This window comes from Pseudomonas sp. PIC25, assembly GCF_002286785.1.
Lineage (GTDB): Bacteria > Pseudomonadota > Gammaproteobacteria > Pseudomonadales > Pseudomonadaceae > Pseudomonas_M.
Window position 1 is genome coordinate 31,855 of record NZ_MUJY01000062.1, and the last position, 22,783, is coordinate 54,637.

General features: G+C 63.0%; 25 protein-coding genes. 12 read left to right on the forward strand and 13 right to left on the reverse strand.

Features of this window, described 5'->3' with window-relative positions:
- Positions 1-41: 41 nt before the first annotated feature.
- Positions 42-659: a bifunctional phosphoserine phosphatase/homoserine phosphotransferase ThrH gene (gene thrH / locus BZL41_RS06935; protein ID WP_095598607.1), complete on the reverse strand. Its 618-nt coding sequence runs from the start codon at positions 657-659 to the stop codon at positions 42-44.
- A 188-nt stretch (positions 660-847) separates the two neighbouring features.
- Here thrH and BZL41_RS06940 point away from each other — a divergent pair, with 188 nt between their 5' ends.
- Complete coding sequence (locus tag BZL41_RS06940; protein WP_095598608.1) at positions 848-1,582, forward strand: phosphoadenylyl-sulfate reductase; 735 nt, start codon at positions 848-850, stop codon at positions 1,580-1,582.
- A gap of 51 nt (positions 1,583-1,633) precedes the next feature.
- Here the strand turns inward: BZL41_RS06940 and cysB are convergent, their stop codons facing one another.
- The 4 genes from cysB to BZL41_RS06960 form a co-directional block, all read right to left on the reverse strand.
- Entirely contained in the window at positions 1,634-2,608 is a 975-nt protein-coding gene (gene cysB, locus BZL41_RS06945) for an HTH-type transcriptional regulator CysB (RefSeq protein WP_095598609.1), read from the reverse strand.
- 256 nt (positions 2,609-2,864) lie between these two features.
- A complete protein-coding gene (locus tag BZL41_RS06950; RefSeq protein ID WP_095598610.1) occupies positions 2,865-3,365 on the reverse strand; it encodes a universal stress protein in 501 nt (166 codons plus the stop codon).
- A 200-nt stretch (positions 3,366-3,565) separates the two neighbouring features.
- Positions 3,566-4,522, reverse strand: a complete 957-nt coding sequence (locus tag BZL41_RS06955) for a putative 2-dehydropantoate 2-reductase (RefSeq protein WP_095598611.1) — start codon at positions 4,520-4,522, stop codon at positions 3,566-3,568.
- On the reverse strand, positions 4,522-4,881 hold the full coding sequence (locus BZL41_RS06960; protein ID WP_095598612.1) for a thioredoxin: 360 nt from the start codon (positions 4,879-4,881) through the stop codon (positions 4,522-4,524). Before BZL41_RS06960 ends, BZL41_RS06955 begins: the two co-directional genes overlap by 1 nt.
- A gap of 24 nt (positions 4,882-4,905) precedes the next feature.
- On the opposite strand from BZL41_RS06960, the gene BZL41_RS06965 reads away from it, so the two are divergent.
- Positions 4,906-5,316, forward strand: a complete 411-nt coding sequence (locus BZL41_RS06965; RefSeq protein WP_095598613.1) for a PilZ domain-containing protein — start codon at positions 4,906-4,908, stop codon at positions 5,314-5,316.
- 158 nt (positions 5,317-5,474) lie between these two features.
- A complete protein-coding gene (locus tag BZL41_RS06970; RefSeq protein ID WP_095598614.1) occupies positions 5,475-6,551 on the forward strand; it encodes a 3-deoxy-7-phosphoheptulonate synthase in 1,077 nt (358 codons plus the stop codon).
- 57 nt (positions 6,552-6,608) lie between these two features.
- On the opposite strand, the gene BZL41_RS06975 is transcribed toward BZL41_RS06970, so the two are convergent.
- Together BZL41_RS06975 and BZL41_RS06980 are read right to left on the reverse strand one after the other, a co-directional pair.
- Complete coding sequence (locus BZL41_RS06975) at positions 6,609-6,890, reverse strand: GNAT family N-acetyltransferase (RefSeq protein ID WP_084333750.1); 282 nt, start codon at positions 6,888-6,890, stop codon at positions 6,609-6,611.
- Between the two features lie 19 nt (positions 6,891-6,909).
- Complete coding sequence (locus BZL41_RS06980; RefSeq protein WP_095598615.1) at positions 6,910-8,181, reverse strand: hypothetical protein; 1,272 nt, start codon at positions 8,179-8,181, stop codon at positions 6,910-6,912.
- Between the two features lie 384 nt (positions 8,182-8,565).
- On the opposite strand from BZL41_RS06980, the gene oprI reads away from it, so the two are divergent.
- A complete protein-coding gene (gene oprI, locus BZL41_RS06985) occupies positions 8,566-8,817 on the forward strand; it encodes an outer membrane lipoprotei OprI (protein ID WP_003239826.1) in 252 nt (83 codons plus the stop codon).
- A gap of 121 nt (positions 8,818-8,938) precedes the next feature.
- Here the strand turns inward: oprI and BZL41_RS06990 are convergent, their stop codons facing one another.
- The 3 genes from BZL41_RS06990 to BZL41_RS07000 form a co-directional block, all read right to left on the reverse strand.
- Positions 8,939-9,895 carry a L,D-transpeptidase family protein gene (locus tag BZL41_RS06990; RefSeq protein WP_095598616.1) on the reverse strand — a complete coding sequence of 319 codons (957 nt, stop codon included), beginning with the start codon at positions 9,893-9,895 and terminating at the stop codon, positions 8,939-8,941.
- A gap of 85 nt (positions 9,896-9,980) precedes the next feature.
- Complete coding sequence (locus BZL41_RS06995; RefSeq protein WP_095598617.1) at positions 9,981-10,250, reverse strand: hypothetical protein; 270 nt, start codon at positions 10,248-10,250, stop codon at positions 9,981-9,983.
- Between the two features lie 123 nt (positions 10,251-10,373).
- On the reverse strand, positions 10,374-10,979 hold the full coding sequence (locus BZL41_RS07000; protein WP_174706138.1) for an arylesterase: 606 nt from the start codon (positions 10,977-10,979) through the stop codon (positions 10,374-10,376).
- Between the two features lie 10 nt (positions 10,980-10,989).
- Here BZL41_RS07000 and BZL41_RS07005 point away from each other — a divergent pair, with 10 nt between their 5' ends.
- The 3 genes from BZL41_RS07005 (at position 10,990) to greB (ending at position 14,863) form a co-directional block, all read left to right on the forward strand.
- Positions 10,990-11,673: an ABC transporter ATP-binding protein gene (locus BZL41_RS07005; protein WP_095598618.1), complete on the forward strand. Its 684-nt coding sequence runs from the start codon at positions 10,990-10,992 to the stop codon at positions 11,671-11,673.
- An 8-nt stretch (positions 11,674-11,681) separates the two neighbouring features.
- Complete coding sequence (locus BZL41_RS07010; RefSeq protein ID WP_371916495.1) at positions 11,682-14,177, forward strand: ABC transporter permease; 2,496 nt, start codon at positions 11,682-11,684, stop codon at positions 14,175-14,177.
- Between the two features lie 176 nt (positions 14,178-14,353).
- Positions 14,354-14,863 (forward strand): transcription elongation factor GreB, encoded by a 510-nt coding sequence (gene greB, locus BZL41_RS07015; protein ID WP_095598620.1) that lies wholly within the window; start codon positions 14,354-14,356, stop codon positions 14,861-14,863.
- Here the strand turns inward: greB and BZL41_RS07020 are convergent.
- Complete coding sequence (locus BZL41_RS07020; protein ID WP_095598621.1) at positions 14,850-15,158, reverse strand: hypothetical protein; 309 nt, start codon at positions 15,156-15,158, stop codon at positions 14,850-14,852. The genes greB and BZL41_RS07020 overlap by 14 nt on opposite strands.
- Before the next feature lie 185 nt (positions 15,159-15,343).
- Here BZL41_RS07020 and thpR point away from each other — a divergent pair, with 185 nt between their 5' ends.
- The 3 genes from thpR (at position 15,344) to BZL41_RS07035 (ending at position 18,082) form a co-directional block, all read left to right on the forward strand.
- On the forward strand, positions 15,344-15,874 hold the full coding sequence (thpR, locus tag BZL41_RS07025) for an RNA 2',3'-cyclic phosphodiesterase (RefSeq protein ID WP_095598622.1): 531 nt from the start codon (positions 15,344-15,346) through the stop codon (positions 15,872-15,874).
- A gap of 202 nt (positions 15,875-16,076) precedes the next feature.
- Positions 16,077-17,018: a triacylglycerol lipase gene (gene lipA / locus BZL41_RS07030; protein WP_095598623.1), complete on the forward strand. Its 942-nt coding sequence runs from the start codon at positions 16,077-16,079 to the stop codon at positions 17,016-17,018.
- A gap of 50 nt (positions 17,019-17,068) precedes the next feature.
- Positions 17,069-18,082: a lipase secretion chaperone gene (locus BZL41_RS07035; protein ID WP_095598624.1), complete on the forward strand. Its 1,014-nt coding sequence runs from the start codon at positions 17,069-17,071 to the stop codon at positions 18,080-18,082.
- A 64-nt stretch (positions 18,083-18,146) separates the two neighbouring features.
- On the opposite strand, the gene BZL41_RS07040 is transcribed toward BZL41_RS07035, so the two are convergent.
- A complete protein-coding gene (locus BZL41_RS07040; protein ID WP_095598625.1) occupies positions 18,147-18,581 on the reverse strand; it encodes a DoxX family protein in 435 nt (144 codons plus the stop codon).
- 101 nt (positions 18,582-18,682) lie between these two features.
- On the reverse strand, positions 18,683-20,104 hold the full coding sequence (locus tag BZL41_RS07045) for a transglycosylase SLT domain-containing protein (RefSeq protein WP_095598626.1): 1,422 nt from the start codon (positions 20,102-20,104) through the stop codon (positions 18,683-18,685).
- Positions 20,105-20,329: 225 nt separating this feature from the next.
- Between BZL41_RS07045 and BZL41_RS07050 the strand changes: the two genes are divergently transcribed.
- Complete coding sequence (locus BZL41_RS07050) at positions 20,330-21,136, forward strand: TatD family hydrolase (protein WP_095598627.1); 807 nt, start codon at positions 20,330-20,332, stop codon at positions 21,134-21,136.
- Positions 21,137-21,286: 150 nt separating this feature from the next.
- Positions 21,287-22,768, forward strand: a complete 1,482-nt coding sequence (locus tag BZL41_RS07055; RefSeq protein ID WP_095598628.1) for a methyl-accepting chemotaxis protein — start codon at positions 21,287-21,289, stop codon at positions 22,766-22,768.
- Positions 22,769-22,783 lie beyond the last annotated feature (15 nt).

Below are 22,783 nucleotides of genomic sequence, written 5' to 3' on the forward strand. Positions count from 1 at the left end.
CACGAGCGCTCCAGGCGCTCGGGCTAGATAGGGTCGCAGCCTCAGAGGCCCAGCTTGCGGTTCGATGCCTTGATGAACTCGCGCTTGAGATCGGCATAGGTGTGCACCGCCGGGAACTGCGGGAACTCGCGGATCACGTTCTCCGGCGCGTGGAACAGGATTCCCGCATGGGCCTCGGAGAGCATGCTGGTGTCGTTGTAGGAGTCGCCGGCCGCAATCACGCGGTAGTACAGGCTCTTGAACGAAATCACTGATTGGCGCTTGGGGTCCTTCTGGCGCAACTGGTAATCCACTACACGATCCGTCTCATCCACCACCAACTTGTGGCAAAGCAGCGTGGGAAAGCCCAACTGACGCATCAGCGGTTGGGAGAACTCGTAGAAGGTGTCGGAGAGAATGACCACCTGGAAGCGCTCGCGCAGCCAGTCGACAAACTCCACCGCGCCGTCCAAAGGCTTGAGGGTGGCGATCACGGCCTGGATGTCCGACAGCTTCAACCCATGTTCGTCGAGAATGCGCAGGCGCTGCTTCATCAGCACGTCATAGTCGGGAATATCCCGGGTGGTGGCCTTGAGCGCATCGATGCCAGTTTTTTCCGCGAAGGCGATCCAGATTTCGGGCACCAACACGCCTTCCAGGTCGAGACAGGCGATTTCCACGGGACACTCCTCGAAAACAAAGGTTGAAGGAGGCGGCACTCTAGCGGCTCGCTTGGCGGCACGCAACGCGACTGCTTATAACCGGAACGAAGGAAAGCGAGCCGAGTCGTTATTTAGAGGCATATCCCCTTTTTGCTACCATCCGCGCCTCAGAGCGCGTGCAGCGCCATACCGAGGAAGCCTGCCTGATGAGCCATCCCTTCGACGTCGCGGAACTCGCCGCGACTTACGCCAGCAAGTCCCCCCAAGACATCCTCAAGCTCGCCTTCGAACATTTCGGCGATGACCTGTGGATTTCCTTCAGCGGTGCCGAGGACGTGGTGCTGGTGGACATGGCCTGGAAACTGAACAAGAACGTCAAGGTGTTCAGCCTGGACACCGGCCGTCTGCACCCGGAAACCTACCGCTTCATCGACCAAGTCCGCGAGCATTACGGCATCGCCATCGAGGTGCTCTCCCCCGATCCGCGTCTGCTCGAACCGCTGGTCAAGGAAAAGGGCCTGTTCAGCTTCTACAAGGATGGCCACGGCGAATGCTGCGGCATCCGCAAGATCGAACCGCTCAAGCGCAAGCTCTCCACCGTGAGCGCCTGGGCCACCGGCCAGCGTCGCGACCAGAGCCCCGGCACCCGTAGCCAGGTGGCCGTACTGGAAATCGACACCGCGTTCTCCACGCTGGAAAAGCCGCTGTACAAGTTCAATCCGCTGGCGCAGATGACCAGCGAGGAAGTCTGGGCCTACATACGCATGCTGGAGATCCCCTACAACCCGCTGCACGAGCGCGGATTCATCAGCATCGGCTGCGAGCCCTGCACCCGCCCGGTGCTGCCCAACCAGCACGAGCGCGAAGGCCGCTGGTGGTGGGAAGAAGCCACGCAGAAGGAATGCGGCCTGCACGCCGGCAATCTGATAGCGAAGAGCTGATGCGCCTGCGGGAGCGGATTTCCTCCGCTCCCGCAGTACAGGGACAGACCATCAATAGGTCGGCAGTTCGACGTCCTGGAACAGCTCGTCCATCTCGGCCTTGTTGTGGCACTGCACGGCCTTGGCCAGGACATCCCGCGTCAGGTGCGGGGCGAACTTCTCGATGAAGTCGCACATGAAGCCGCGCAGGAAAGTGCCGCGACGGAAGCCGATCTTGGTCACACTGGCCTCGAACAGCTCACTGGCATCCAGAACCACCAGGTCGGTATCCAGCCTAGGGTCCACCGCCATCCGGGCCACGATTCCCACACCCAGCCCTAGTCTCACATAGGTCTTGATCACGTCGGCATCAGCCGCGGTGAATACCACCTTGGGCGTCAGGCCCCGGTGATTGAAGGCCTCGTCCAGCTTCGAGCGCCCGGTGAAACCGAACACATAGGTGACGATCGGGTGCTCGGCCAGCGCCTCCAGGGTCAGCTTCGGCAACTTCGCCAGCGGATGACCCTGTGGAACGATCACGCAACGATTCCAGCGATAACACGGCATCATCACCAGGTCGCCGAACAACTCCAGCGCCTCGGTGGCGATGGCGAAATCCACGGTACCGTCGGCCGCCATCTCGGCGATCTGCATCGGCGTTCCCTGGTGCATATGCAGAGCCACGTCGGGATATTGCTTGATGAAACTGCTGATCACCGGCGGCAGGGCGTAACGTGCCTGGGTATGGGTGGTGGCGATGGACAGCGTGCCTTTCTTCTCGTTGGAGAATTCCTGGGCGATCTGCTTGATGCTCTCGACCTTGCGCAGGATTTCCCCGGCCGTCGTGATGATCCGCTCCCCGGCCGGCGTGACGCGGGTCAGGTGCTTGCCGCTGCGGGCGAACACTTCCACCCCCAGCTCATCCTCCAGCAGACGGATCTGCTTGCTGATGCCCGGCTGCGAGGTGTAGAGACTTTGGGCGGTAGCCGAAACATTGAGGTCGTGATGCGCCACTTCCCAGATGTAGCGCAATTGCTGGAGCTTCATAGAAATCCCTCGAAAGCGGGTCGACGACGCCTCGATACGCGACGCTCTTTATAACCATATTCAATGGTTCAAAGCATAAACTAGACCTATCTCCACAGTCTTGCATGTCGTTTCGTCCAATCCTTGCGAAAGGCGGCAGCCGATGCGTCGATCAGGTCGCATGAGCCACGCAAGCACAGGCAAGAATGGACGTTCGTCCCCCTCGGACGCACCCGCGTCCAACGCCTCGATCAGGCGCCTCGTCAGATGAGCGGATCTAGAGTTCGCCGCGGCTGCGGTGCTGCAACATCGGAACCAGATAGACCGGAACCTCCGACAGCTGCACCAGCCGCGCCGCCGTACGCCCCAGCGGCGTATCGAGCGCAGTGCCATGGCTATGACTGCCTACGACCAACAGATCGACGGCGAGTTTCTGCGCTTCGTCGAGAATCACCAGCGGCGGGTCCCCCTGCACCACCCGCACCGCGCGGATCACAGGCAGGTCCTGCTGAGCCTCCCCCAGTTCGTCGCGGAATCCTTCCAGTACCCGCTGCTCGATGCTCGCCATCACAGTTCCGAGCCCTTGGGTACGCAGCTCCTTGAGAGTCTTTTCGTCCAGGTAGGTCTGCAGTACCGATTCGGCGAACAACCCCATGGGTTCGACGGCATGTATCACATACAGCTCTGCCTTGAATGCCTGGGCCAGAGCCAAGGCATGTTGCAGAACGTAAGGCGCGTAAAGACCAAGGTCGGTGGCGTACAGAATGGAACGGATCATGCGGCCTCCTCTACTGCCCATCTGGCGGGGCCTCGCTTGAGCTTAGCAGTGCCGGGGATGAAGAGGCGGCTGCTGCGACAATGGGGACGGCAGATTCGCCAACCGCATCTCCGAGCCCCCGTGCGGGAAGACACAAGCGAGCCCTCGTGCAGGCTCGCCGGCCATGGAGAAACTTCGGGGCCGTAGGCTGCGGCATCCGCTCAGCTGGATTGGCGCATGTCTAGGAAACGCAGGGCCTGAAACAGCATCCGCATCCTGGGCAACTCGCACCCGGACTGCGCCGCGGCCGCCAAAGGAGCCGCATAGATGGCTTCCAGTTCCATCGGCCGCGCTTGAACGAAATCGTGGTACATACTCGGCAGATAGTCCGGCATGCGGTCGGTCGCGGCCAGCAACTTGCCGGCGAACCCCTCCGGCAATGCATGACCGCAGGCAGCGGCACCCTGCACCACCTCCCCCATCAGTGCCTCAATCAAGGCCCGGCTGTCCGGATTACCCATCAGGGCGGTGGTACCAGCGTTCAGCAACACCGACAGCCCGTTGTAAGGTACGTTCCAGACCAGCTTCTGCCAGCGCGCCTGATCCAGCGACGCCATGGCCGACGAATCCAGTCCAGCGGCCCGGAACAGAGCAGCCCCTTCCTCGACGATGGCCTGACGCTGTGCCGAATCGGCTGCCGGACCGGAGTGATATCCCAGGTTGACCGCACCCAACGCCTGGTGTTCGATCACCCCGGGTGCCGAGCGATGGACGCAGATGAAACAGAGGCCGCCCAGAAGATGCAGCGAGTCCGGCAAAGCCGGCCGTAACGCATCTTCGACTGCCAGGCCATTCTGCATCAGCACTACTTTCGCCCCCGGCGCAGCGGCTTGGACGATGGCCGGCACCAGTGCGGCGTTACTGGTGGTCTTCGCGCCGACCAGGAGCCAATCGCAGGGCGGCATCTCGACCGCATCGCGATAGGCCTGCACCGGGTGCAGGGCCAGAGCGCCATGCACGGCACTGTTGAGCTGAAGGCCGCGCTCGGCCACCGGAGCGAACTCGCTGCGCAACAGAAAATGCACATCGAAGCCGGCACGGGCCAGCATCACGCCATAAAAACCGCCGATCGCACCGGTGCCGATGATACCGATACGGGGACGCGGGACTTCAGACATCAAGGGAGCTCCTCTGCAGGACGATTCAAGGCCTCGGCCAGGGCGTTGGTGAGATCGACAGGGGCCAGACGCGCATGCACTGCGCCGAAAAAACGACTATCACAGACGGCGAATAAGGCCGGCAAATGAAAAACCTCATAGCGCTGCACCAACCCGCCATTGTTGCCGGCATCCACCCAGCACACCCGATCGACCGGCAGGCTCATCCCCGGCAGCTCACGACGCGCCCACCGGCAGCTGGAACAGCCTATGCTGGTAAAAATCAGCAAGGTAACTCCGGGGAACGCCAGGAGCGAGTGGTCGGCGTCGAAGTCCGTCAGTTCCAATTCGGGAAGTCTGCTTCTCAGGGATGATGTCATTTCGATCCGATACGAGGTCCGTTCATGCGTCGTTTCTTGCGCCACCCATCCGAGATGCCGGTCGAGCTCGTCCTGGGCGAGCAGACCCTCCTGCCGAGCCAGCGCCTGCACAATATCAGCCTTGGAGGCGTAGCCTGTAATTCTTCCTGCGGTTTTCCGCCGGGCACGCCGATTGAACTGCGGATTCCCCTGCTCGGCGACGATGCCCACTACGCCGGAGTGGTCGCCTGGTGCCGCAAGCAGGAAGCGGACTACCTGATCGGCATCGCCTTCGTCGACGAGGACAACCTGTTCCGCGCCCGGATGGTCGAGCAGATCTGCCACATCGAGCAATACCGGCGACAACGGGAACAGGAAACAGGAGAAGCCATCCCCGTCGAGGCCTGTGCCCAAGAGTGGATTTCGCGCCATGCGGCGGATTTCGCTCAGGTATAGGACGATCCTTCGTTTTTTCCGCCGGTTATCCTGAAGGACCATTGTCGAGCCAGCCCCTAACGCGCTAAGGTTCCGCTTCCCCGCTGCGCCCATGAGAACGCTGTGCACCGCCGCACCGGGGCGCTGGCGGCCGGCACCCGTGACTGATGAGTAACACGATGGCTGATTTACCGATCGATGACCTTAACGTTGCCTCCAACGAGACCCTGATCACGCCGGAGCAGCTCAAGCGTGAAATCCCGCTCACCGAGGCAGCCCGCCGCACCGTGGCTCATGGCCGCGAGGTGATCCGCAACATTCTCGATGGCAAGGACCACCGCCTGTTCGTGGTGGTAGGCCCCTGCTCCATCCATGACATCAAGGCAGCGCACGAATACGCCGAGCGCCTCAAGGTCCTCGCCGCTGAAGTGGCCGACAGCCTGTTCCTGGTGATGCGCGTGTATTTCGAAAAGCCGCGGACCACCGTGGGCTGGAAAGGCCTGATCAACGATCCCTACCTGGACGACTCGTTCAAGATCCAGGATGGCCTGCACATTGGCCGCCAGCTCCTGCGCGACCTGGCCGAAATGGGCCTGCCGACCGCCACGGAAGCCCTCGACCCGATCTCTCCGCAATACCTGCAGGACCTGATCAGTTGGTCGGCCATCGGCGCACGCACCACCGAATCCCAGACCCACCGCGAAATGGCGTCCGGTCTCTCCTCCGCAGTCGGATTCAAGAACGGCACCGATGGCAGCCTGACCGTGGCGATAAACGCCTTGCAGTCGGTTTCCAGCCCGCACCGTTTCCTCGGCATCAACCAGGAAGGCGGCGTCTCCATCGTCACCACCAAGGGCAATCCCTATGGCCACGTGGTACTGCGCGGCGGGAACGGCAAGCCGAACTACGACTCGGTCAGTGTCGCGGTCTGCGAACAGGAGCTAACCAAGGCCGGTATCCGTCCGAACATCATGGTCGATTGCAGCCACGCCAACTCCAACAAGGACCCGGCCCTTCAGCCGCTGGTCATGGACAACGTGGCCAACCAGATTCTCGAAGGCAACCAGTCCATCGTTGGCCTGATGGTGGAAAGTCACCTGGGCTGGGGCAACCAGCCGATTCCCAAGGACCTGTGCAACCTCAAGTACGGCGTATCGATTACCGACGCCTGCATCGACTGGGATACTACCGAGAAGACCTTGCTCGGCATGCACGCCAAGCTCAAGGATGTCCTGCCCAAGCGCCATCGCAGCTAAGTTCGCCGGAACGAAAAACGCCGGGCAATGCCCGGCGTTTTCATTTCCCACCTCGTTTCAGCTCTTGGCCAGGTGACGCTGGCGCCGCTCGAGATAACGCTCCACGTAGGAGCACGACGGAATCACGGTATACCCCATACGCTCCGCATACCCCAGCGCATGCTCGGTCAGGGCCGCGGCGATACCGCGCCCACGCAAGGCGTTTGGCACGAATGTGCGATAGATGTCCAACGTCTGTTTCCCCAGATCCATATAGGCCAGGTACGCTCGGTGACCCTCGACGGTGGTCTCGAACTGATGACCGACCAGGTCATGGTGAATGGACAACGCCTCGCTCATTACTTCTCCTCAACGGTGCTCAGAACAGCACCCGCACCTTATCTATCTTTTCCAGACGAAGAAACATCTCCGCCGATCCCGTGCCGAATTGGACACTGAGGAACGCCTTGCCGTTCTCCACCTTGTGCAACACACCCTGGTAGTAGGCACCATCATAGGTTATGAACTGCAATCGCTTCCCGGCATATTCCGGCAAACTGGCCACGCTGACAAATTCATATTGCGGCGTGCTCGGGCGAGACGCATCCGCCGGTCGCTCGGCAACCACCAACTCATCGGCCCGCTGGGGCTTGCGCGCATGCGGGTCGACCCAGGCGAAACCGATTGGCTCGACCACCTGCTGGTTGATCAGCAACGTCGGCCTCAACATGCCCAGCACATCCTTCGCCTCGAAGAACTGCAAGCCATCCCAGGCCATGCCCTCACTGGGATTCAGCTCCAGGCGCAGCGACTGCGGGTCCTTCAAATAACCGGCATAGGCATCCAGGACCGGCTGATCCAGTCCGATACGCTGGCTGCGCAACACGCGATCGAACTGCTCGACCGCCGTCTTGAGGTAGACCTCGCTGCTCTGCCCCATCTTGCCTGCACAGTACTCCTGCACCTTGCGTTGATACTGGTTGTCGTTCAACTCGAACGTGACGCTCGATAGATGCGGCGGATTAACGCGCAAGTCACCCGGCTTCTCGGACATGTTCGAAAGCCCCAGACTCAACCGCAGTTCCCCCATGTCGCGCATGTCGGCCGTCATATTAAATGTCAGCTTCTGTGCGCCGGGCTGGAACAGGTAGGAAAACTCGGCGTCGGTCTCGAACGTCCGGTAGCCCATGTCGAGCAATTCGCCGGTACCGATGTAACGAACCTTGCCGCAGGCCACCTCGCTCATGGCAGTGAATACGCTGCGCTCCGGCGGCGTGTCGTACAGCTGCTGCATGAAAGGCCCATGAACCTCCAGCTCAATCCCCTTGAACTTGACGGCCATCTGCTCGGGAAACTTGCCTTCGCCCAGCCGCTCCTTGAAGCGCAGCAATTCGCCCAGGCCGTTGAACTTCAGTTCAGCATGGGCGACCCGCACGCTATCACGGAGCGCCGGCACGTTGATCTCGATCTTTTCCAGCCCGACCCGCCCATCGAACGACGAGGTGATGCCGCCGTAGCGGATATCCATGAAAGGTGAGAGCTGCTGGACGGCATCATTCACGATGCTGCGAACCGACAACCACAACGACAACTTGATCAACAGGGCAACGGCAACAGCCATCAGCAAGCCCCACTTGATGATCTTCGACATGCGAGCGTCCTTGAACTTGTAATGATTTATCCGGATTGGCTGGAAGACGGCAGCTTATCAGGCTGGCACCTGGCCAGTCACCAGTGGTGAGATGGGAGACCGGAACGTCCCCCGGCGATAAAAAGCGTCTGGCTTACTTGCACTTCTCCACCGCCACGCATGCCCCCGAACGGACTAAGAGTTCCCCTCGGCACACACTTAATTGGATGTTTTTTATACAAAAGAGCGACAACTTCCTTACCTTTCCCCGTCAACCCTAAAAAAAGATGTCTCTCTTGCATGGAGTCAGTTTACTTACTACAAGTTATGAGTACTATGTAGGCCGGCTAATTTCCCAAGCTTGGGAAATTGCTTTATATGGAAGTCCACCTTAAGGGGAACACGATGAACAACGTTCTGAAATTCTCTGCTCTGGCCCTGGCCGCCGTTCTGGCCACTGGTTGCAGCAGCATGTCCAAAGAAACCGAAGCACGTCTGACCGCTACCGAAGACGCTGCTGCCCGCGCTCAAGCTCGTGCTGACGAAGCCTACCGCAAGGCCGACGAAGCTCTGGCCGCTGCTCAGAAGGCTCAGCAGACCGCTGACGAAGCCAACGAGCGCGCTCTGCGCATGCTGGAAAAAGCCAGCCGCAAGTAATAGCCCCCGGGCTGAAGAAGCCGACCTTCGGGTCGGCTTTTTTATTGCCTGTCAATTTATGGGCCGGCCATAAAAAACCCGCCGGGCGTTGCCGCGCGGCGGGTCTTTTGGTTCCTGTCAATCAGAGTTCGACGGAAGCACTGCTCGCGACCGACGAGACGGGCACGGCGATTTCCACCGGCAAGCCATCCTCGGCCGCCACCACTTCCCGGACCACTTCCCAATCCAGGTTCAGGTTGTTGGCCAACTCCTCGCGCTTGAGCAGGGCATTGATCACCGCCGTGTGCTTGTCCACGACGGAGGGCTGCCCCTGATCGTCCAGCGGAGCATGCGCCTCGAGATAAACCTTGTTGTTGCTGATCCCGAACTTATAAGGCTCGTTGATGATTCTGACGGGCGTGCCAACAGGGGCCATAGCCGCCAGTTGCAGCACGTTGTTGTTGAGCATGCGGAAGCAACCGTGGCTGACACGCATGCCGATACCGAACTTCTTGTTCGAGCCGTGGATCAGGTATCCGGGCACCCCGAGGGAAAACTTGAACGGCCCCAGCGGGTTGTTCGGCCCTGGCGGCACCACCGTCGGCAGCGGATCGCCGTCCGCTGCGTGCTCCTCGCGAATGGACTTCGGCGGATACCAGGCCGGGTTCGGCGTTTTACCGGTGATCTTGGTATTGGCGATCGGCGAGCCCCAGCCCTCCCGACCAATACCCAGCGGATAGGTGTAAACCACGTCCCTTCCTTTCGGGAAATAATACAGCCGGTATTCGGCCAGATTGATCACGATGCCTTCACGCGGCCCCGGCGGCAGGATGTAACGGGTCGGCAGGATGATTTCGGTGCCCTCGCCCGGCAGCCAGGGGTCGACTCCCGGGTTGGCGGCGACCATCTCCAGATACCCCAGGTCATTGGCTTGGCCGATATCGGCGAAGGTGTCTTCGTATTTCGCCTTGATGACCTGGATCTGACCGACGATGTCCTCGCCCGGCGGTGGCAACGGCAGCTCCAGGGCTGCGACGGGTCCCGTCGCGAACAACGCAGCGAGCGACAGAGAGCAGGCGAAGAAGGCACGCGACAACATCCAGATTTCCTTGGCAAGGCTGATTTGTGAAGGAATCGAAATTGTACACTGCCGCGAGACGTACCGGGAGCACTCCCACATCGGGCTACATCGGCGCTTCGCCACGACGCTGGGCTTCCAGAACCTGGCGGCAGGCCGGACACAGCCGGCGGTCCTGCAAGCGCGCCCTGTCCACCCCCAACCAGCGTGGCTGCGCCGGTAACAATCCACCACACAATGTTCGATCGGCGTGGCCGCCCAACTCGAGCTGGCGTGCCACCAGATGCAGGCGCACCTCTCGACAGGCGAACAAGTCCAACTGTTCGTCCGGCTCGATCAGTCGATAAGCGAATAAAGACCAGGCGGGACGCGGCATCGAGAGCTCCAGGGCGGGGGTGCCACCTTAGCGGAAAGGCTTTCGGCGGAAAAGTCTCAGAACCTGCCTACGATCTGCTGCGCGTCGGCCCTGCTCGTTAAAAACGAGCTCGTAAACAGGCTCTCAGAGCAGCGGCTCCAGCGTCGGCCAGACATTTTCGAGCAGACGAGACTGCGCGGCGACCGAGGGGTGGATGCCGTCGGGCTGCATCATGCCTTCGACGCCACCAACGCCCTCCAAGAAGAACGGCACCAGCGGCACCTGCTTTTCCTCGGCCAGATCGACGTAGACCTGAGAAAAAGCCTTCGTATAGCGTGCGCCGTAGTTCGGCGGCAGACGCATCCCCAACAGGACGGCCCGCGCGCCTGTCGCCTGCACCCGCTCGATCATCGCCGCAAGATTCTGTTGCAATTGCCCTGGCGGCATTCCGCGCAACCCATCGTTGCCGCCCAACTCGATGATCACCAGTCCGGGGCGATGCTCTGCAAGCAGCGCCGGCAGCCGCGCCAAGCCGCCTGCACTGGTGTCGCCACTAACCGATGCATTGATCACCCGGTGTTCGAAACCGCGCTCCCGAAGGCGCTCGTCGAGCTTGCGGACCCAACCCTGGCTGGTTTCCAGGCCCAAAGCGGCGCTGATACTATCGCCGACGACCAGCAGCGTGTCCGCGGCCGCCCCCAGGCTCCAGAGCGACAGCAGCAATGCACCTCTCACCCACCACGCACGCATCGGATTCTCCATGAGCCAAAGCATTCTCAGTGCGCGGAACCTTAACAAAGTGGTTCCTAGCGCGGAAGGCGAGCTGACCATCCTCCATGACCTCTGCCTCGAGCTGAATCGCGGCGACAGCCTGGCCATCGTCGGTAGCTCCGGGTCGGGCAAATCGACCCTGCTCGGCTTGCTCGCCGGCCTCGATGTGCCCAGCGGTGGCAGTGTTTCTCTGGCTGGCCGCGATCTCGGCAGCCTGGATGAAGACCAGCGTGCCCGCATCCGCGCCGAGCACGTCGGTTTCGTCTTTCAGTCCTTTCAGTTGCTCGACAGCCTCAGCGCCCTGGAGAACGTCATGTTGCCGCTGGAACTGGACGGCCGCCCCGACGCCCGCGAACGGGCCAGCGAACTGCTGCGCCGGGTCGGCCTCGAGCAGCGCCTGTCGCACTATCCACGCCAGCTCTCCGGGGGCGAGCAGCAGCGCGTCGCCATCGCACGCGCCTTTGCCGCCGAACCGGATGTTCTGTTCGCCGACGAGCCCACCGGGAATCTGGACAGCCACACCGGCGAGCGCATCAGCGACCTGCTCTTCGAGCTGAACCACGAGCGCGGCACCACCCTCGTCCTGGTCACGCACGACGAGCGTCTCGCCCATCGCTGCCACCGCTTGATCCGTCTGGAAGGCGGCCATCTGGTCGATCACGTGGAGCCCTGATGAACGGCCTGCCACTGTCCCGCCTGTGTCTACTTGCCGCGCGCCAGTTGATTCGCGATACCCGCGCCGGCGAAATGCGCGTGCTGTTCTTCGCTCTATTGATAGCCGTGGCGGCCAGTACTGCCATTGGTTATTTCAGCGCCCGCTTGAACGGCGCCATGCTAATGCGGGCCACCGAATTCCTCGGGGCCGATCTGCTGCTCAACGGCAGTTCTCCGGCACGGGCAGAGCAGATAGAAGCGGGCCAGCGGCTCGGCCTGGACCACGCACAGATCGTCGAGTTTTCCAGCGTGGTCGCTACGGATGAGAGCATCCAGCTATCCAGCGTGAAAGCGGCGGATGACGCCTATCCCTTGCGCGGCCAATTGAAGAGCGCACCCGAGCCCTACCAGCCCGAGGAACCCGGCAAAGGACCACGACCCGGCGAAGCCTGGGCCGAGGCCCGCCTGTTCGCGGCGCTCAACCTGAAGGTCGGCGATACCATCGAGATCGGCGAAAAGCCACTGCGCCTGAGCCGGGTGCTCACCTACGAGCCGGATCGCGCCGGCGACTTCTACAGCCTGACGCCCCGCGTACTAATGCACCTGGACGACCTTGCCGCCACCGGCGTGGTCCAACCGGGTAGCCGGGTCCGCTACAAAGACCTCTGGCGAGGTGCTCCGGACGCCCTGGCAGCCTATCGCGAAGCAGTGAAGCCCGGGCTGGCAGCCAACCAGCGCCTGGAGGACGCCCGCGACGGCAATCGCCAGATCGGCGGCGCCCTGGGGCGGGCCGAACGCTACCTGAACCTCGCCAGCCTGGCCGCGGTCCTGCTGGCCGGTGTCGCCGTGGCCCTCTCGGCCAGCCGCTTCGCCAGCCGGCGATTCGATGCCAGCGCCCTGCTCCGTTGCCTCGGCCTCTCGCGTCGAGAAGCACTTGGCCTCTATGGCCTGCAGTTGGCACTCCTCGGGGTGATCGCCAGCGCCTGCGGAGCCCTGCTCGGCTGGCTGGCCCAGTACGGCTTGTTCTATCTGCTGCGCGACCTGCTGCCCGCCGATGTACCGGCCGGCGGCCTGCTTCCCGCCGTCGCCGGAATTGCCACCGGGCTGGTTGCCCTTGGCGGCTTCGCCTTGCCGCCCCTGGCCGCCCTGGGCCGGGTACCGCCGCTGCGCGTCCTGCGCCGCGACGTGCTGCCGGTGCCACCGAGCACCTGGCTGGTCTACGGTACCGCCCTGCTCGCCCTCGGCCTGATCATGTGGCGCCTGAGCCTGGACCTGCCGCTGACCTTCGCCCTGCTAGGTGGCGGCCTCGTCGCCACGCTGATTCTGGGCGGAGGTCTGCTGTTCGGCCTCCAAGGCCTGCGGCGCCTGCTCAAGCGTGCCGCACTGCCATGGCGTCTCGGGCTCGGCCAGTTGCTGCGCCATCCACTGGCAGCGGCGGGTCAATCCCTGGCCTTCGGCCTCATCCTCCTGGCCATGTCGCTGATCGTCCTGCTGCGCAGCGAATTGCTGGACACCTGGCAGGACCAGTTGCCGGAGAACGCGCCCAACCACTTCGCACTTAACGTATTGCCGGCCGACAAGGATGCCTTCGCCGCGCGCTTGAGTGAGATGTCCCCCCACCCCGCACCGCTCTACCCGGTCGTACCGGGGCGCCTGATCGCAATCAACGGCGAACCCGTCAAGGATCTCGTCAGCAAGGACTCCCGAGGTGAACGGGCGATCCGTCGCGACCTCAGTCTCACCTGGGCGGCCGAGCTGCCCGGCGACAATCGCCTCAGCGCCGGTAGCTGGTGGAATAGCGCCCATGCCAGCGAGCTACCCGGCGTCTCCGTGGAAAGCGAACTGGCCGAAAGCCTCAAGCTCAAGCTGGGCGACCGGCTCAGCTTCAGCGTCGGCGGCCTGACCCGCGACGCCCAAGTCACCAGCCTGCGCGACGTAGAGTGGGACAGCTTCCAGCCTAACTTCTACATGGTCTTCGAACCGGGAACCCTGCAAGACCTGCCGGCGACCTACCTGACCAGCTTCTACCTGCCGCCCCGCCACGAGCGCGAACTGGTCGAACTAGCCCGGGCCTTCCCGGCCGTCACTCTGCTGCAGGTGGATGCGCTGCTGGCGCAACTGCGCAGCATCCTCGCCCAGGTGACGCTGGCGATCGAGTACGTGCTGCTGTTCGTGCTCGCGGCGGGACTGGCCGTGCTCTTCGCCGGCCTGCAAGCCACCCTGGATGAACGCATCCGCCAAGGCGCCCTGCTGCGCACCCTGGGCGCCGAGCGCGCCCTTCTGGTCAAGGCGCGCCGAGCCGAGTTCGCCCTGCTCGGCGCGGCCAGCGGTCTACTGGCCGCGCTGGGCTGCGAGCTGATCAGTGCCCTGCTCTATCGCTATGCCTTCGACCTGAACTGGCAGCCGCATCCTTGGTTGTTGCTGCTGCCCCTAGTAGGAGCCCTGCTGATCGGCGGCGCTGGCGTGCTCGGAACCCGTCGCGCCTTGAATGCCAGTCCCTTGACGGTCCTGCGCGAAGGCTGAGCCCGCCCACGATCTGCTGCGCGTCGGCCCAGCGGCGCTGAAAACAGGTCGGGCCGCGCAGGTCGGGCCGCGCAGGCTGGAGCGGGCCTCCTGGTAGTCTTTCGCGCCGGACAGTTCAAGATCGGAGCGGGTTTGGTTACCCTTCCTCTCCATTTTCTTTCCGACACTCGCAAGCCATGAGTCGCTATCGTCCCCCTCGCTCCGCCGGTACCCCGTTGATCACCCCCGAAGGCGAAGCGCGCCTGCGTGCCGAACTGCACGAACTCTGGCACATGCGCCGCCCCAAGGTGACTCAGGCGGTCAGTGAAGCCGCCGCCCAGGGCGACCGCTCGGAGAATGCCGAGTACACCTATGGCAAGAAGATGCTGCGCGAGATCGACAGCCGGGTCCGCTTCCTCAGCAAGCGCCTGGAAAACCTCAAGGTGGTCAACGAACGGCCAGCCGATCCGAACAAGGTCTACTTCGGTGCCTGGGTCACCCTGGAAGACGAAGACGGCAACGAGTCGCGCTACCGCATCGTCGGGCCGGACGAACTGGATCTGAAGCAGAACCTCATCAGCATCGATTCCCCCCTGGCCCGTGCACTGCTCGGCAAGTCCCTCGACGCCGAAGTACGGGTGCAAACCCCCACTGGCGAGAAGACCTGGTACCTGGTGGCTATCGAATACCCCCTCAGTGGCGGGTGATCAGCCCCTGCCGGGCGACCCGGGTCAGTTCCCGAATCGAAGCGTCCAGCCGTTCGCGGCTGGGCGCCTGGATCACCGCGAGATCGAAGCTATCGTTGGCGAAACGTCCGAGCGAATCGTCGTCATGGGCGAAGTGGATCAGGAAGGTGCGTGGCTTGCCCCAGCGCTTCGGCCATCCATCCAGATAGCGCAGCAGCGTGGGCTGATGAGCGCCGCCAAGGAGAATCCTGGGATTGCGATGCGTCAGCCCCGACGTAATGGGGGCCAAGCGAACGAGAGGTTGGGTGTGAGTCATGCTTGGGTCTCCGCCTCATGGTTCCGCTGGGCAGCGGTGGGAGGCGACACCGAACCAGCGCTTTAGCGGTATTTCGGAAAATCCCGGCGCCCCGCAAGTAGCTGTTTAAATCGGCGCATGGAGCGGAATCCTAGAGAAGCCCGCGCAATACTGTCAAGGCAGCTTTTCGACGAGAAGGAACCGCCATGACGACGCCCTCCCTGCGCCTGTTCTTCGCTCTGCCGTGCCCCCTCGAACTGGCCCGCGCCATCGCGGACTGGCGCGGCGCCTTGGGGCTGGACGGCAAGCCGGTCGCCGCCGCCAACCTGCACCTGACCCTGACCTTCCTCGGCAGCCAGCCGCGCGGCCGGGTCGACGAACTGAAGAGCCTGGCTTCCACCTGTACGACCGAAGCCTTCGTATTGCACCTGGACCGCCTCGGACGCTGGCGCAACGGCCTGCTCCACCTGGATGCCAGCCATCCGCCCGAGGCGCTGTTGCAACTGGAGCGACAACTTCGGCAGGCGCTGCTGGGTGCCGGCTTCGAGCTGGAACGCCGGCCGTTTCACGCCCATCTGACCTTGGCGCGCCGCTGCACCCGAATGCCAGCCGGCGTCATCCCAACCTTCGATTGGCTGGCCGATCGCTTCAGCCTGTTCGCCTCCGAAAACAGCCCCAAAGGCACCCATTACCGCACACTTGCAGACTGGCCGTTACGAGCTCCCGGCACGATTTGACGTTTCAGCGCGTAACAGCAAGCCCTGCCGAGCATCGCCAACGAAGCGGACGCATCCCGCGCAAAGCCTTGCGCCAGAGCATCCCGCGCCGATCGAGACGGAAATGGCATGGAAAATGCGCCACCCCATCAGCATCCGGAGTGATGCAAGTGGCCTCGCAAGGATGCTTTTTCACTGCCGATTTCCTTTCACGAGAGCACCTATGAAGAACAAGAAAACCCTGCTCGCCCTCTGCCTCGGCGCCGGCTTGGCCCTGTCCACCCAGACACAGGCGTTCTGGTTCGGTTCCAGCGGTTACACCCAGACCAAGTACCCCATCGTCCTGGCCCACGGCATGCTGGGTTTCGACAGCATCCTGGGCGTCGACTATTGGTACGGTATCCCATCCGCCCTGCGCCGCGATGGCGCGAGTGTCTACGTCACCGAGGTCAGCCAGCTGGACACGTCGGAAGCACGGGGCGAGCAATTGCTCGAGCAGGTCGAGGAAATCGTCGCGATCAGCGGCAAGCCGAAGGTCAACCTGATCGGCCACAGCCATGGCGGCCCGACCATTCGCTACGTCGCCGCCGTGCGCCCGGACCTGGTCGCCTCGATCACCAGTGTCGGCTCGCCGCACAAAGGCTCGGCCACCGCCGATTTCCTCCGCCAGGTACCGGAAGGTTCCGCCGGTGAAGCGGTGCTGGCCGGCATCGTCAATGGCCTCGGTGCGCTGATCAGCTTCCTGTCCAGCGGCGATCCGGGCGAGCAGAACGCCCTCGGCTCGCTGGAGTCGCTCAACAGCGAAGGCGCCGCCCGCTTCAATGCCAAGTTTCCCCAAGGCATTCCCACCAGCGCTTGCGGCGAAGGGGCCTATCAGGTCAGCGGTGTACGTTATTACTCCTGGAGCGGCACCAGCCCACTGACCAACATCCTCGACGTCAGCGACCTGATGCTCGGCGCCTCGTCCCTCACCTTCAACGGCGAAGACAACGATGGCCTGGTCGGTCGCTGCAGCTCCCACCTTGGCCAGGTGATCCGCGACAACTACCGGATGAACCACCTCGACGAGGTCAATCAGACTTTTGGCCTTACCAGCCTGTTCGAGACCGACCCGGTCACGGTCTATCGCCAGCACGCCAATCGTTTGAAGAACGCCGGCCTTTAAAGAGCGTCCAGCCGGGGCCGTTCGGCCCCGGCATCCCTCAGGATGTATCCGTGAAAAAACTGCTGCTCCTGCCCCCTCTGGTTTTCGTCGGTTGCATGGCCCTGGTTCTGGCCCTGCCACCGCCAGTCGCTACCACAGGGGCCAATGCTCCCCAAGCTAACACCCCAACGACCACCATCCCCTCGTCCACGCCGGCAACACAGCTCCCCCCGGAGCGTGCCCAGGCCACGCCGAACTCATTTACGGGAACCCAGGTCGACGGCATCTTCCGTGTCGATGCCAATGGTGATCTGCTGATCAGCGAAGATATCCGGCGCATCTTCGATTACTTCCTCAGTTCGGTCGGCGAAGAATCGCTGGCGCGCAGCCTCGAGCGGCTACGGGCCTATATCGCCGGGCAACTGGAGCAGCCGGCTGAAGCCCAGGCCCTGACGCTGCTGGACCAATATCTGACCTACAAACGGGAACTGGTCCTGCTGGAACGCAACCTGCCGCAGCTGGCCAACCTGGAGGCCCTCCGCCATCGCGAACAAACGGTGCAGGCATTGCGGGCACGCCTGTTCAGCGACGACGTGCGGCAAGCGTTCTTCGCTCGGGAAGAAGCCTACAACCGCTTTACCCTGGAACGCCTGGCCATTCAGCAGGATGCCTCGCTCGATGCGGCGGGCAAGGCCGCTGCCGTCGATCGCCTGCGCGAAAGCCTACCGGAAGAACTGCAAGCCAATGTTCTGCCGCAACTGCAGGCCGACTTGCGCAACCGGACTTCCAAACTGCGCGCCCAAGGCGCATCCGCCGAACAGATTCGCCAACTTCGCCTGCAACTGGTGGGCGCGGACGCTACCCAGCGCCTGGAAGAGCTGGACCGTAAGCGGGACGCCTGGAAGCAACGGGTAAGGGCCTACAGCGAGGCCAAGGCGGAGATCGAGGCCAATCCGGGACTTAGTGCCAGTGACAGGGAAGCCGCCATCCGGCAACTGGCGGAGGACAGCTTCGATGAGCACGAGCGCCTGCGTCTGGACGCTGCCGAGCAATTGGCCGTAACGAAGGAAGCAAACGGCGCTTAGCAGAAAGGGAATCGCGGCGAACGCACAAGGCGTCCGCCACGAATGAGATCGGCCAGCGGGAGAATCAACCGGCGATGCGACGGTCCAGCGACAGCTTGCCAGCCCCCTCGATGAGCAGAGCGGCGCTGATCAGGGCGAGGATCATCGCGTACTCGAAGCCATTGGCGGTGATGAAGAAGCCATTGACCCAGTGCACGGTGAATACCGCCACCAGCATCGCCACGATCAATGCCGCAGCGGCCGGGCGCACCAGCAAACCCAATACCAGCGCCAGGCCACCGAAGAATTCGGCGCTACCCGCCATCAGGGCCATCAGGTAGCCGGGCGTCAGGCCGATGCTTTCCATCCACTGCCCTACTCCAGCCAGGCCGTAGCCGCCGAACCAGCCGAACAGCTTCTGCGAGCCGTGCGCGGCGAACGTAAGACCGGTCACGATACGCAGCAACGTAATGCCATAGCCGGCTTGGGTAGAGGTGATGGATTTGATCAGGTTGTTCATTTTCGAATGCCGCCTCGTTTGGGAAAGATGGAGACAGCATAGATGATATTTTCGATATTAGAATCGCGAAAAACGACTTATAAATATCGAAGGAATAGATATCAGCGGTTTCTCCCCGCCGTTTGCGCTTGCGGCTCTAGCAAATACCTTTCGCGAGCATAGGCCAGGTAGTACTTATTGACGCTATTGACGTAGCTGACCACCCCCATGCCAACCTGCTCGGCGGCGATCCGCTCCACCTGGAAGAACCACTGATTGGGATTGAGCCCGCGCCGACGCGCCTCGGCGCGCAAGCCCTGGACCCGTTGCGGGCCCAGGTTGTAGGCGGCCAGGACGAACGCCATGCGCTCACGCTCATTGAGCTGGGCGCTGGCGAAGAAATTACGTCGAATCGTCGCCAGGTACTTGGCTCCGGCCTGCACGTTGCCGTCCAGATTCTGGATATTGCCCACCCCGACACTCCGCGCGGCGGACGGCGTGATCTGCATCAGCCCGGTAGCCCCACTGGCACCGCGCGCTGCTGGGTTGAGGGTGGACTCCTTGAACGCCAGCGCGGCGAGGTTCAACCAATCGAATTCATGCTGCTCGGCATAGCGCTGCAGCACCGGGCGCACCTTTTCCAGACGCTGACGGTCGCCCCGGTTCAACGGGTAATGCACCTTGTAGAGACGCCGGTAGGTGCGCTGGAACGTACTGTCCAGGTCGGCCGGACTACGGTAGCCCTTGAGGAAGCGATCGACACTGGCGCGCAGCATCGAGGCATCCCGGCGCATGAACCAGCTCATGTTGCCCTGGATGCTCAGGACCAGATGACGTTCGATGCGCAGTTTCGGTAGCACCTTGGCCCAGCGCTCGGCGATGGGCTGCTCGACGGCAGTCATCGGATAGATGCCCGCTTGGACCATTTCCAGCACATCTTCCACCGCCAGCGTCGGATCGACCCATTCGATCACGATGGGTGCCATTCTCCGCTGCGCCAACTGCTGGTTGACCATGCGTATCGCCTCGCCGGCTGCGCTCCCGGCAGGCAGTGCCAGGCTACGTCCGGCCAGTTGCTCGAGACGCTGGTAGCGTCGGGTGCCCTGCCGGGAAACCAGCAGGAGCGGCACGTGCTCGCGAATCGCCGCGCTGGCGCTCAGGTCACGCCCTACCTTACCGCCGAACAACTCGCCGGGTGCGACCAGATCCCCTTCGCCACGCTGCAAGGCAGCGAGCAACTGATCCTTGGCCTTGGGGATGATTTTCAGGGTGAGGCTGCGGCCATCCCGCGCGTTGCGGTTCAAATATTGCTCGAGCGCGCGCAGACGATGGTATTCGACGCCGATGGCCTGCCCCTTGACCTCGCCGGAGCTATTGCGGCTCTGGTTGACCAGCACGCGCAATACGCCGCTCCGGCGAATTTCCGCCAGGTCGCGTACCGTTCCCGGCTGCTGCCAAGCCTCGGGCGGGCCGGCCACGCGCGCGACCGCCGCTACCGGGAGCAGCATCAGCAGGCAAAGCAAGAGCACCAAGGGTCGCGTCATCGAATCTCCAGGCCGGGCGCCAAGCGCGAATCCGACCGCCTAAGACAACTCACCGGAGGCAAGTTCCGGCTCGCAAGGGGCGCGGAGGTTCTCACAGCCCTCCCCCGGATGCCACCCGAACCCGACAGAACACCTCACCAAAAGGTTACAACATCTTGTTTTGTATCAACTTTTATAAAAATTACCCGACTCTGCTATGCTGCCCAACCCGCCAGAGGTAGCACCATGCAACTCATCGACATCGGCGTCAATCTGACCCATCCGAGCTTCGACCAGGAGCGTGAGGCACTGCTCGTTCGTGCGTTCGAGGCCGGCGTTTGCCAGTTGGTGCTGACCGGCACCAGCCTCGACGAAAGCGAGCAGGCACTCCGGCTGTGCCGGCAACTGGACGAAAGTAGCAAACGCCTGTTCAGCACTGCCGGCATCCATCCCCACGACGCCAGCCACTGGAATGCCGGCAGCGCCGGACAGCTGCGTTCGCTGTTGAAGGAGCCGGAGGTACGCGCCGTCGGCGAGTGCGGCCTGGACTTCAATCGCGACTTTTCCCCGCGCCCGCAACAGGAAAAGGCCCTGGAGGAGCAGCTCGCGCTGGCGGCGGAGCTGCAGATGCCGGTCTTCCTCCACGAGCGCGATGCAAACCAACGCCTGCTGGCCATTCTGCGTGACTACCGGGACCGCCTCCCTGCCGCGGTGGTGCACTGCTTCACTGGCGAGAAGCGCGCCCTGTTCGGTTATCTCGACATGGACCTGCATATCGGCATCACCGGCTGGATCTGCGACGAGCGCCGCGGCACTCACCTGCATCCGCTGGTCCGCGAGATTCCCGCCGAGCGATTGATGCTGGAGAGCGACGCCCCCTACCTGCTGCCACGCAGCCTCAAGCCAAGGCCGAAGAACAATCGCAACGAACCCGCTTACCTGAGTGAAGTGCTGCGCGAAGTCGCTCACCATCGCCAGGAAACGCCGGAAGCCCTGGCCGCGCATACCACGGCCTGCGCCCGGCTGTTCTTCGGCCTGCCGGCGATCGACTGAACCACGGCAAAATCTGCTTCGCGACGCTCAAGCAACCGCCCGCGCCGCCGTTAACCAGAATGGCCCCTTTGACGCGAATCAAAGGTAGACTGCCGCCCGCGCGGCAATATGCCACCATTTCTGCAAAACGAACCGACATAGAAGAAAGCCATGGGCGACTGGATGCGCGACATTTCGCTGAAGTACAAGTTCTGGGCCGTCAACGCAGTAGCGTTCGTCACTACCCTGCTGCTGGTGCTCTACGCCATGCAGCTCGAACACCTCGCCCGGGTCGCCGATGCCCAGGCCACCGCGCAGGAGCGGGCCCGCCTGCTAGCGGCCTGGCCGACCGGGCAGCCCCTGCCCAGCGATGCGAACCTACTGCGCTTCGCCAACGGCGAGCCCCCGAAACTCACCAACGGTGCCGGCAACGCCCTGAGCCGCGCCCGCGGCTGGGTCGAACTGGAGCATGACGGCCTGTTCGGCAGCGATCCGTTGATCGGCGCCCAGGTGGTCGAGCTACCCGATGGACAGCGCCTGGCCGTGCTGGCGCACGCCCCGAGCCTGATCCAAGTATTCGCCAAACGCGCCTTCAGCTACGCCGTGGCCGTCGGCATTCTGATGCTGATCCTGCTCGGCGCCTCCCAATTGCTCATCCGCTTCCTGCTCACCCACCTGAATACCTTGAAGGACGTCATGCTCCATGTGGAGAAGAGTGGCGATCTGTCCGCCCGCGTGCCACTGGATAGCCGCGACGAAGTCGGCCAGATGGCCAGCGCTTTCAACGCCATGCAGGCCGGTTATCAGCGGGTGGTCGGCACCGTTGCGCAGGCTGCGATGCGCCTGGACGAGGGCGCCGCGCGCCTGGCGGCAAGCATGAACGATGTCCGCCACGGCATGCTTGGCCAGCAGAGCGAGACCGATCAGGCGGCCACTGCGATCAATGAGATGTCCGCGACCGTACATCACATTGCCCAGCACACCGCGGATACCCGTGACCAATCGAAGAACGCCGACCAGTTGGCCGGCGCCGGGCAGCAAGTGGTCGGCCGCGTCGAACAGTCCATTGCCGGGCTCTCCAGCGGCGTACAGCAAACTGCCGAGATGATCCGCAAGCTGGCCGAGGACAGCCAGAAAATCAGCAGCGTGGTCAGCGTGATCCACGGCATCGCCGAACAGACCAACCTGCTCGCCCTCAACGCCGCCATCGAAGCCGCCCGCGCCGGCGAGATGGGCCGCGGCTTCGCCGTGGTGGCCGACGAGGTGCGCAACCTCGCCAAGCGCGTGCAGGACTCCACCGACGAGATCACCAACATGATCGGCGCGCTCCAGGCCGGCACCCGCGATGCCGTGGAGTTCATGCAGGAAAGCTCGCTCAAGGCCGACGACTGCGTGCAACTGGCCCATGAGGCCGGTGCCGCCCTGACCGCCATTGCCGGAGCGGTGGCGCAGATGCGTGAAAGCAACACGCAGATCGCGGTCGCCGCCGAGCAGCAGAGCCAGGTCGCCGAAGAGATGAGCCGCGCCGTGGTGAGCATCCGCGACGTCACCGAGCAGACCGTGCAGCAGACCGTCGATTCCGCCAGCACCAGCAGCGAACTGGCCTCGCTGGCCGGCGAACTGAGCCGGGCGATCCGCCAGCTCAAGCTGTAACGTCTTCTATACCGT

Coding starts and splice junctions, on each gene's coding strand:
- BZL41_RS07055 (WP_095598628.1), top strand. CDS start 21,287: ATGGGCGACTGGATGCGCGACATTTCGCTGAAGTACAAGTTCTGGGCC.
- BZL41_RS07050 (WP_095598627.1), top strand. CDS start 20,330: ATGCAACTCATCGACATCGGCGTCAATCTGACCCATCCGAGCTTCGAC.
- BZL41_RS06995 (WP_095598617.1), bottom strand. CDS start 10,250: ATGCCGCGTCCCGCCTGGTCTTTATTCGCTTATCGACTGATCGAGCCG.
- lipA (WP_095598623.1), top strand. CDS start 16,077: ATGAAGAACAAGAAAACCCTGCTCGCCCTCTGCCTCGGCGCCGGCTTG.
- BZL41_RS06940 (WP_095598608.1), top strand. CDS start 848: ATGAGCCATCCCTTCGACGTCGCGGAACTCGCCGCGACTTACGCCAGC.
- BZL41_RS06950 (WP_095598610.1), bottom strand. CDS start 3,365: ATGATCCGTTCCATTCTGTACGCCACCGACCTTGGTCTTTACGCGCCT.
- BZL41_RS06970 (WP_095598614.1), top strand. CDS start 5,475: ATGGCTGATTTACCGATCGATGACCTTAACGTTGCCTCCAACGAGACC.
- BZL41_RS06960 (WP_095598612.1), bottom strand. CDS start 4,881: ATGACATCATCCCTGAGAAGCAGACTTCCCGAATTGGAACTGACGGAC.
- thpR (WP_095598622.1), top strand. CDS start 15,344: ATGACGACGCCCTCCCTGCGCCTGTTCTTCGCTCTGCCGTGCCCCCTC.
- BZL41_RS06980 (WP_095598615.1), bottom strand. CDS start 8,181: ATGTCGAAGATCATCAAGTGGGGCTTGCTGATGGCTGTTGCCGTTGCC.
- BZL41_RS06955 (WP_095598611.1), bottom strand. CDS start 4,522: ATGTCTGAAGTCCCGCGTCCCCGTATCGGTATCATCGGCACCGGTGCG.
- BZL41_RS06965 (WP_095598613.1), top strand. CDS start 4,906: ATGCGTCGTTTCTTGCGCCACCCATCCGAGATGCCGGTCGAGCTCGTC.
- BZL41_RS07000 (WP_174706138.1), bottom strand. CDS start 10,979: ATGCGTGCGTGGTGGGTGAGAGGTGCATTGCTGCTGTCGCTCTGGAGC.
- BZL41_RS07005 (WP_095598618.1), top strand. CDS start 10,990: ATGAGCCAAAGCATTCTCAGTGCGCGGAACCTTAACAAAGTGGTTCCT.
- BZL41_RS06975 (WP_084333750.1), bottom strand. CDS start 6,890: ATGAGCGAGGCGTTGTCCATTCACCATGACCTGGTCGGTCATCAGTTC.
- oprI (WP_003239826.1), top strand. CDS start 8,566: ATGAACAACGTTCTGAAATTCTCTGCTCTGGCCCTGGCCGCCGTTCTG.
- cysB (WP_095598609.1), bottom strand. CDS start 2,608: ATGAAGCTCCAGCAATTGCGCTACATCTGGGAAGTGGCGCATCACGAC.
- BZL41_RS07040 (WP_095598625.1), bottom strand. CDS start 18,581: ATGAACAACCTGATCAAATCCATCACCTCTACCCAAGCCGGCTATGGC.
- greB (WP_095598620.1), top strand. CDS start 14,354: ATGAGTCGCTATCGTCCCCCTCGCTCCGCCGGTACCCCGTTGATCACC.
- BZL41_RS07020 (WP_095598621.1), bottom strand. CDS start 15,158: ATGACTCACACCCAACCTCTCGTTCGCTTGGCCCCCATTACGTCGGGG.
- BZL41_RS06990 (WP_095598616.1), bottom strand. CDS start 9,895: ATGTTGTCGCGTGCCTTCTTCGCCTGCTCTCTGTCGCTCGCTGCGTTG.
- BZL41_RS07045 (WP_095598626.1), bottom strand. CDS start 20,104: ATGACGCGACCCTTGGTGCTCTTGCTTTGCCTGCTGATGCTGCTCCCG.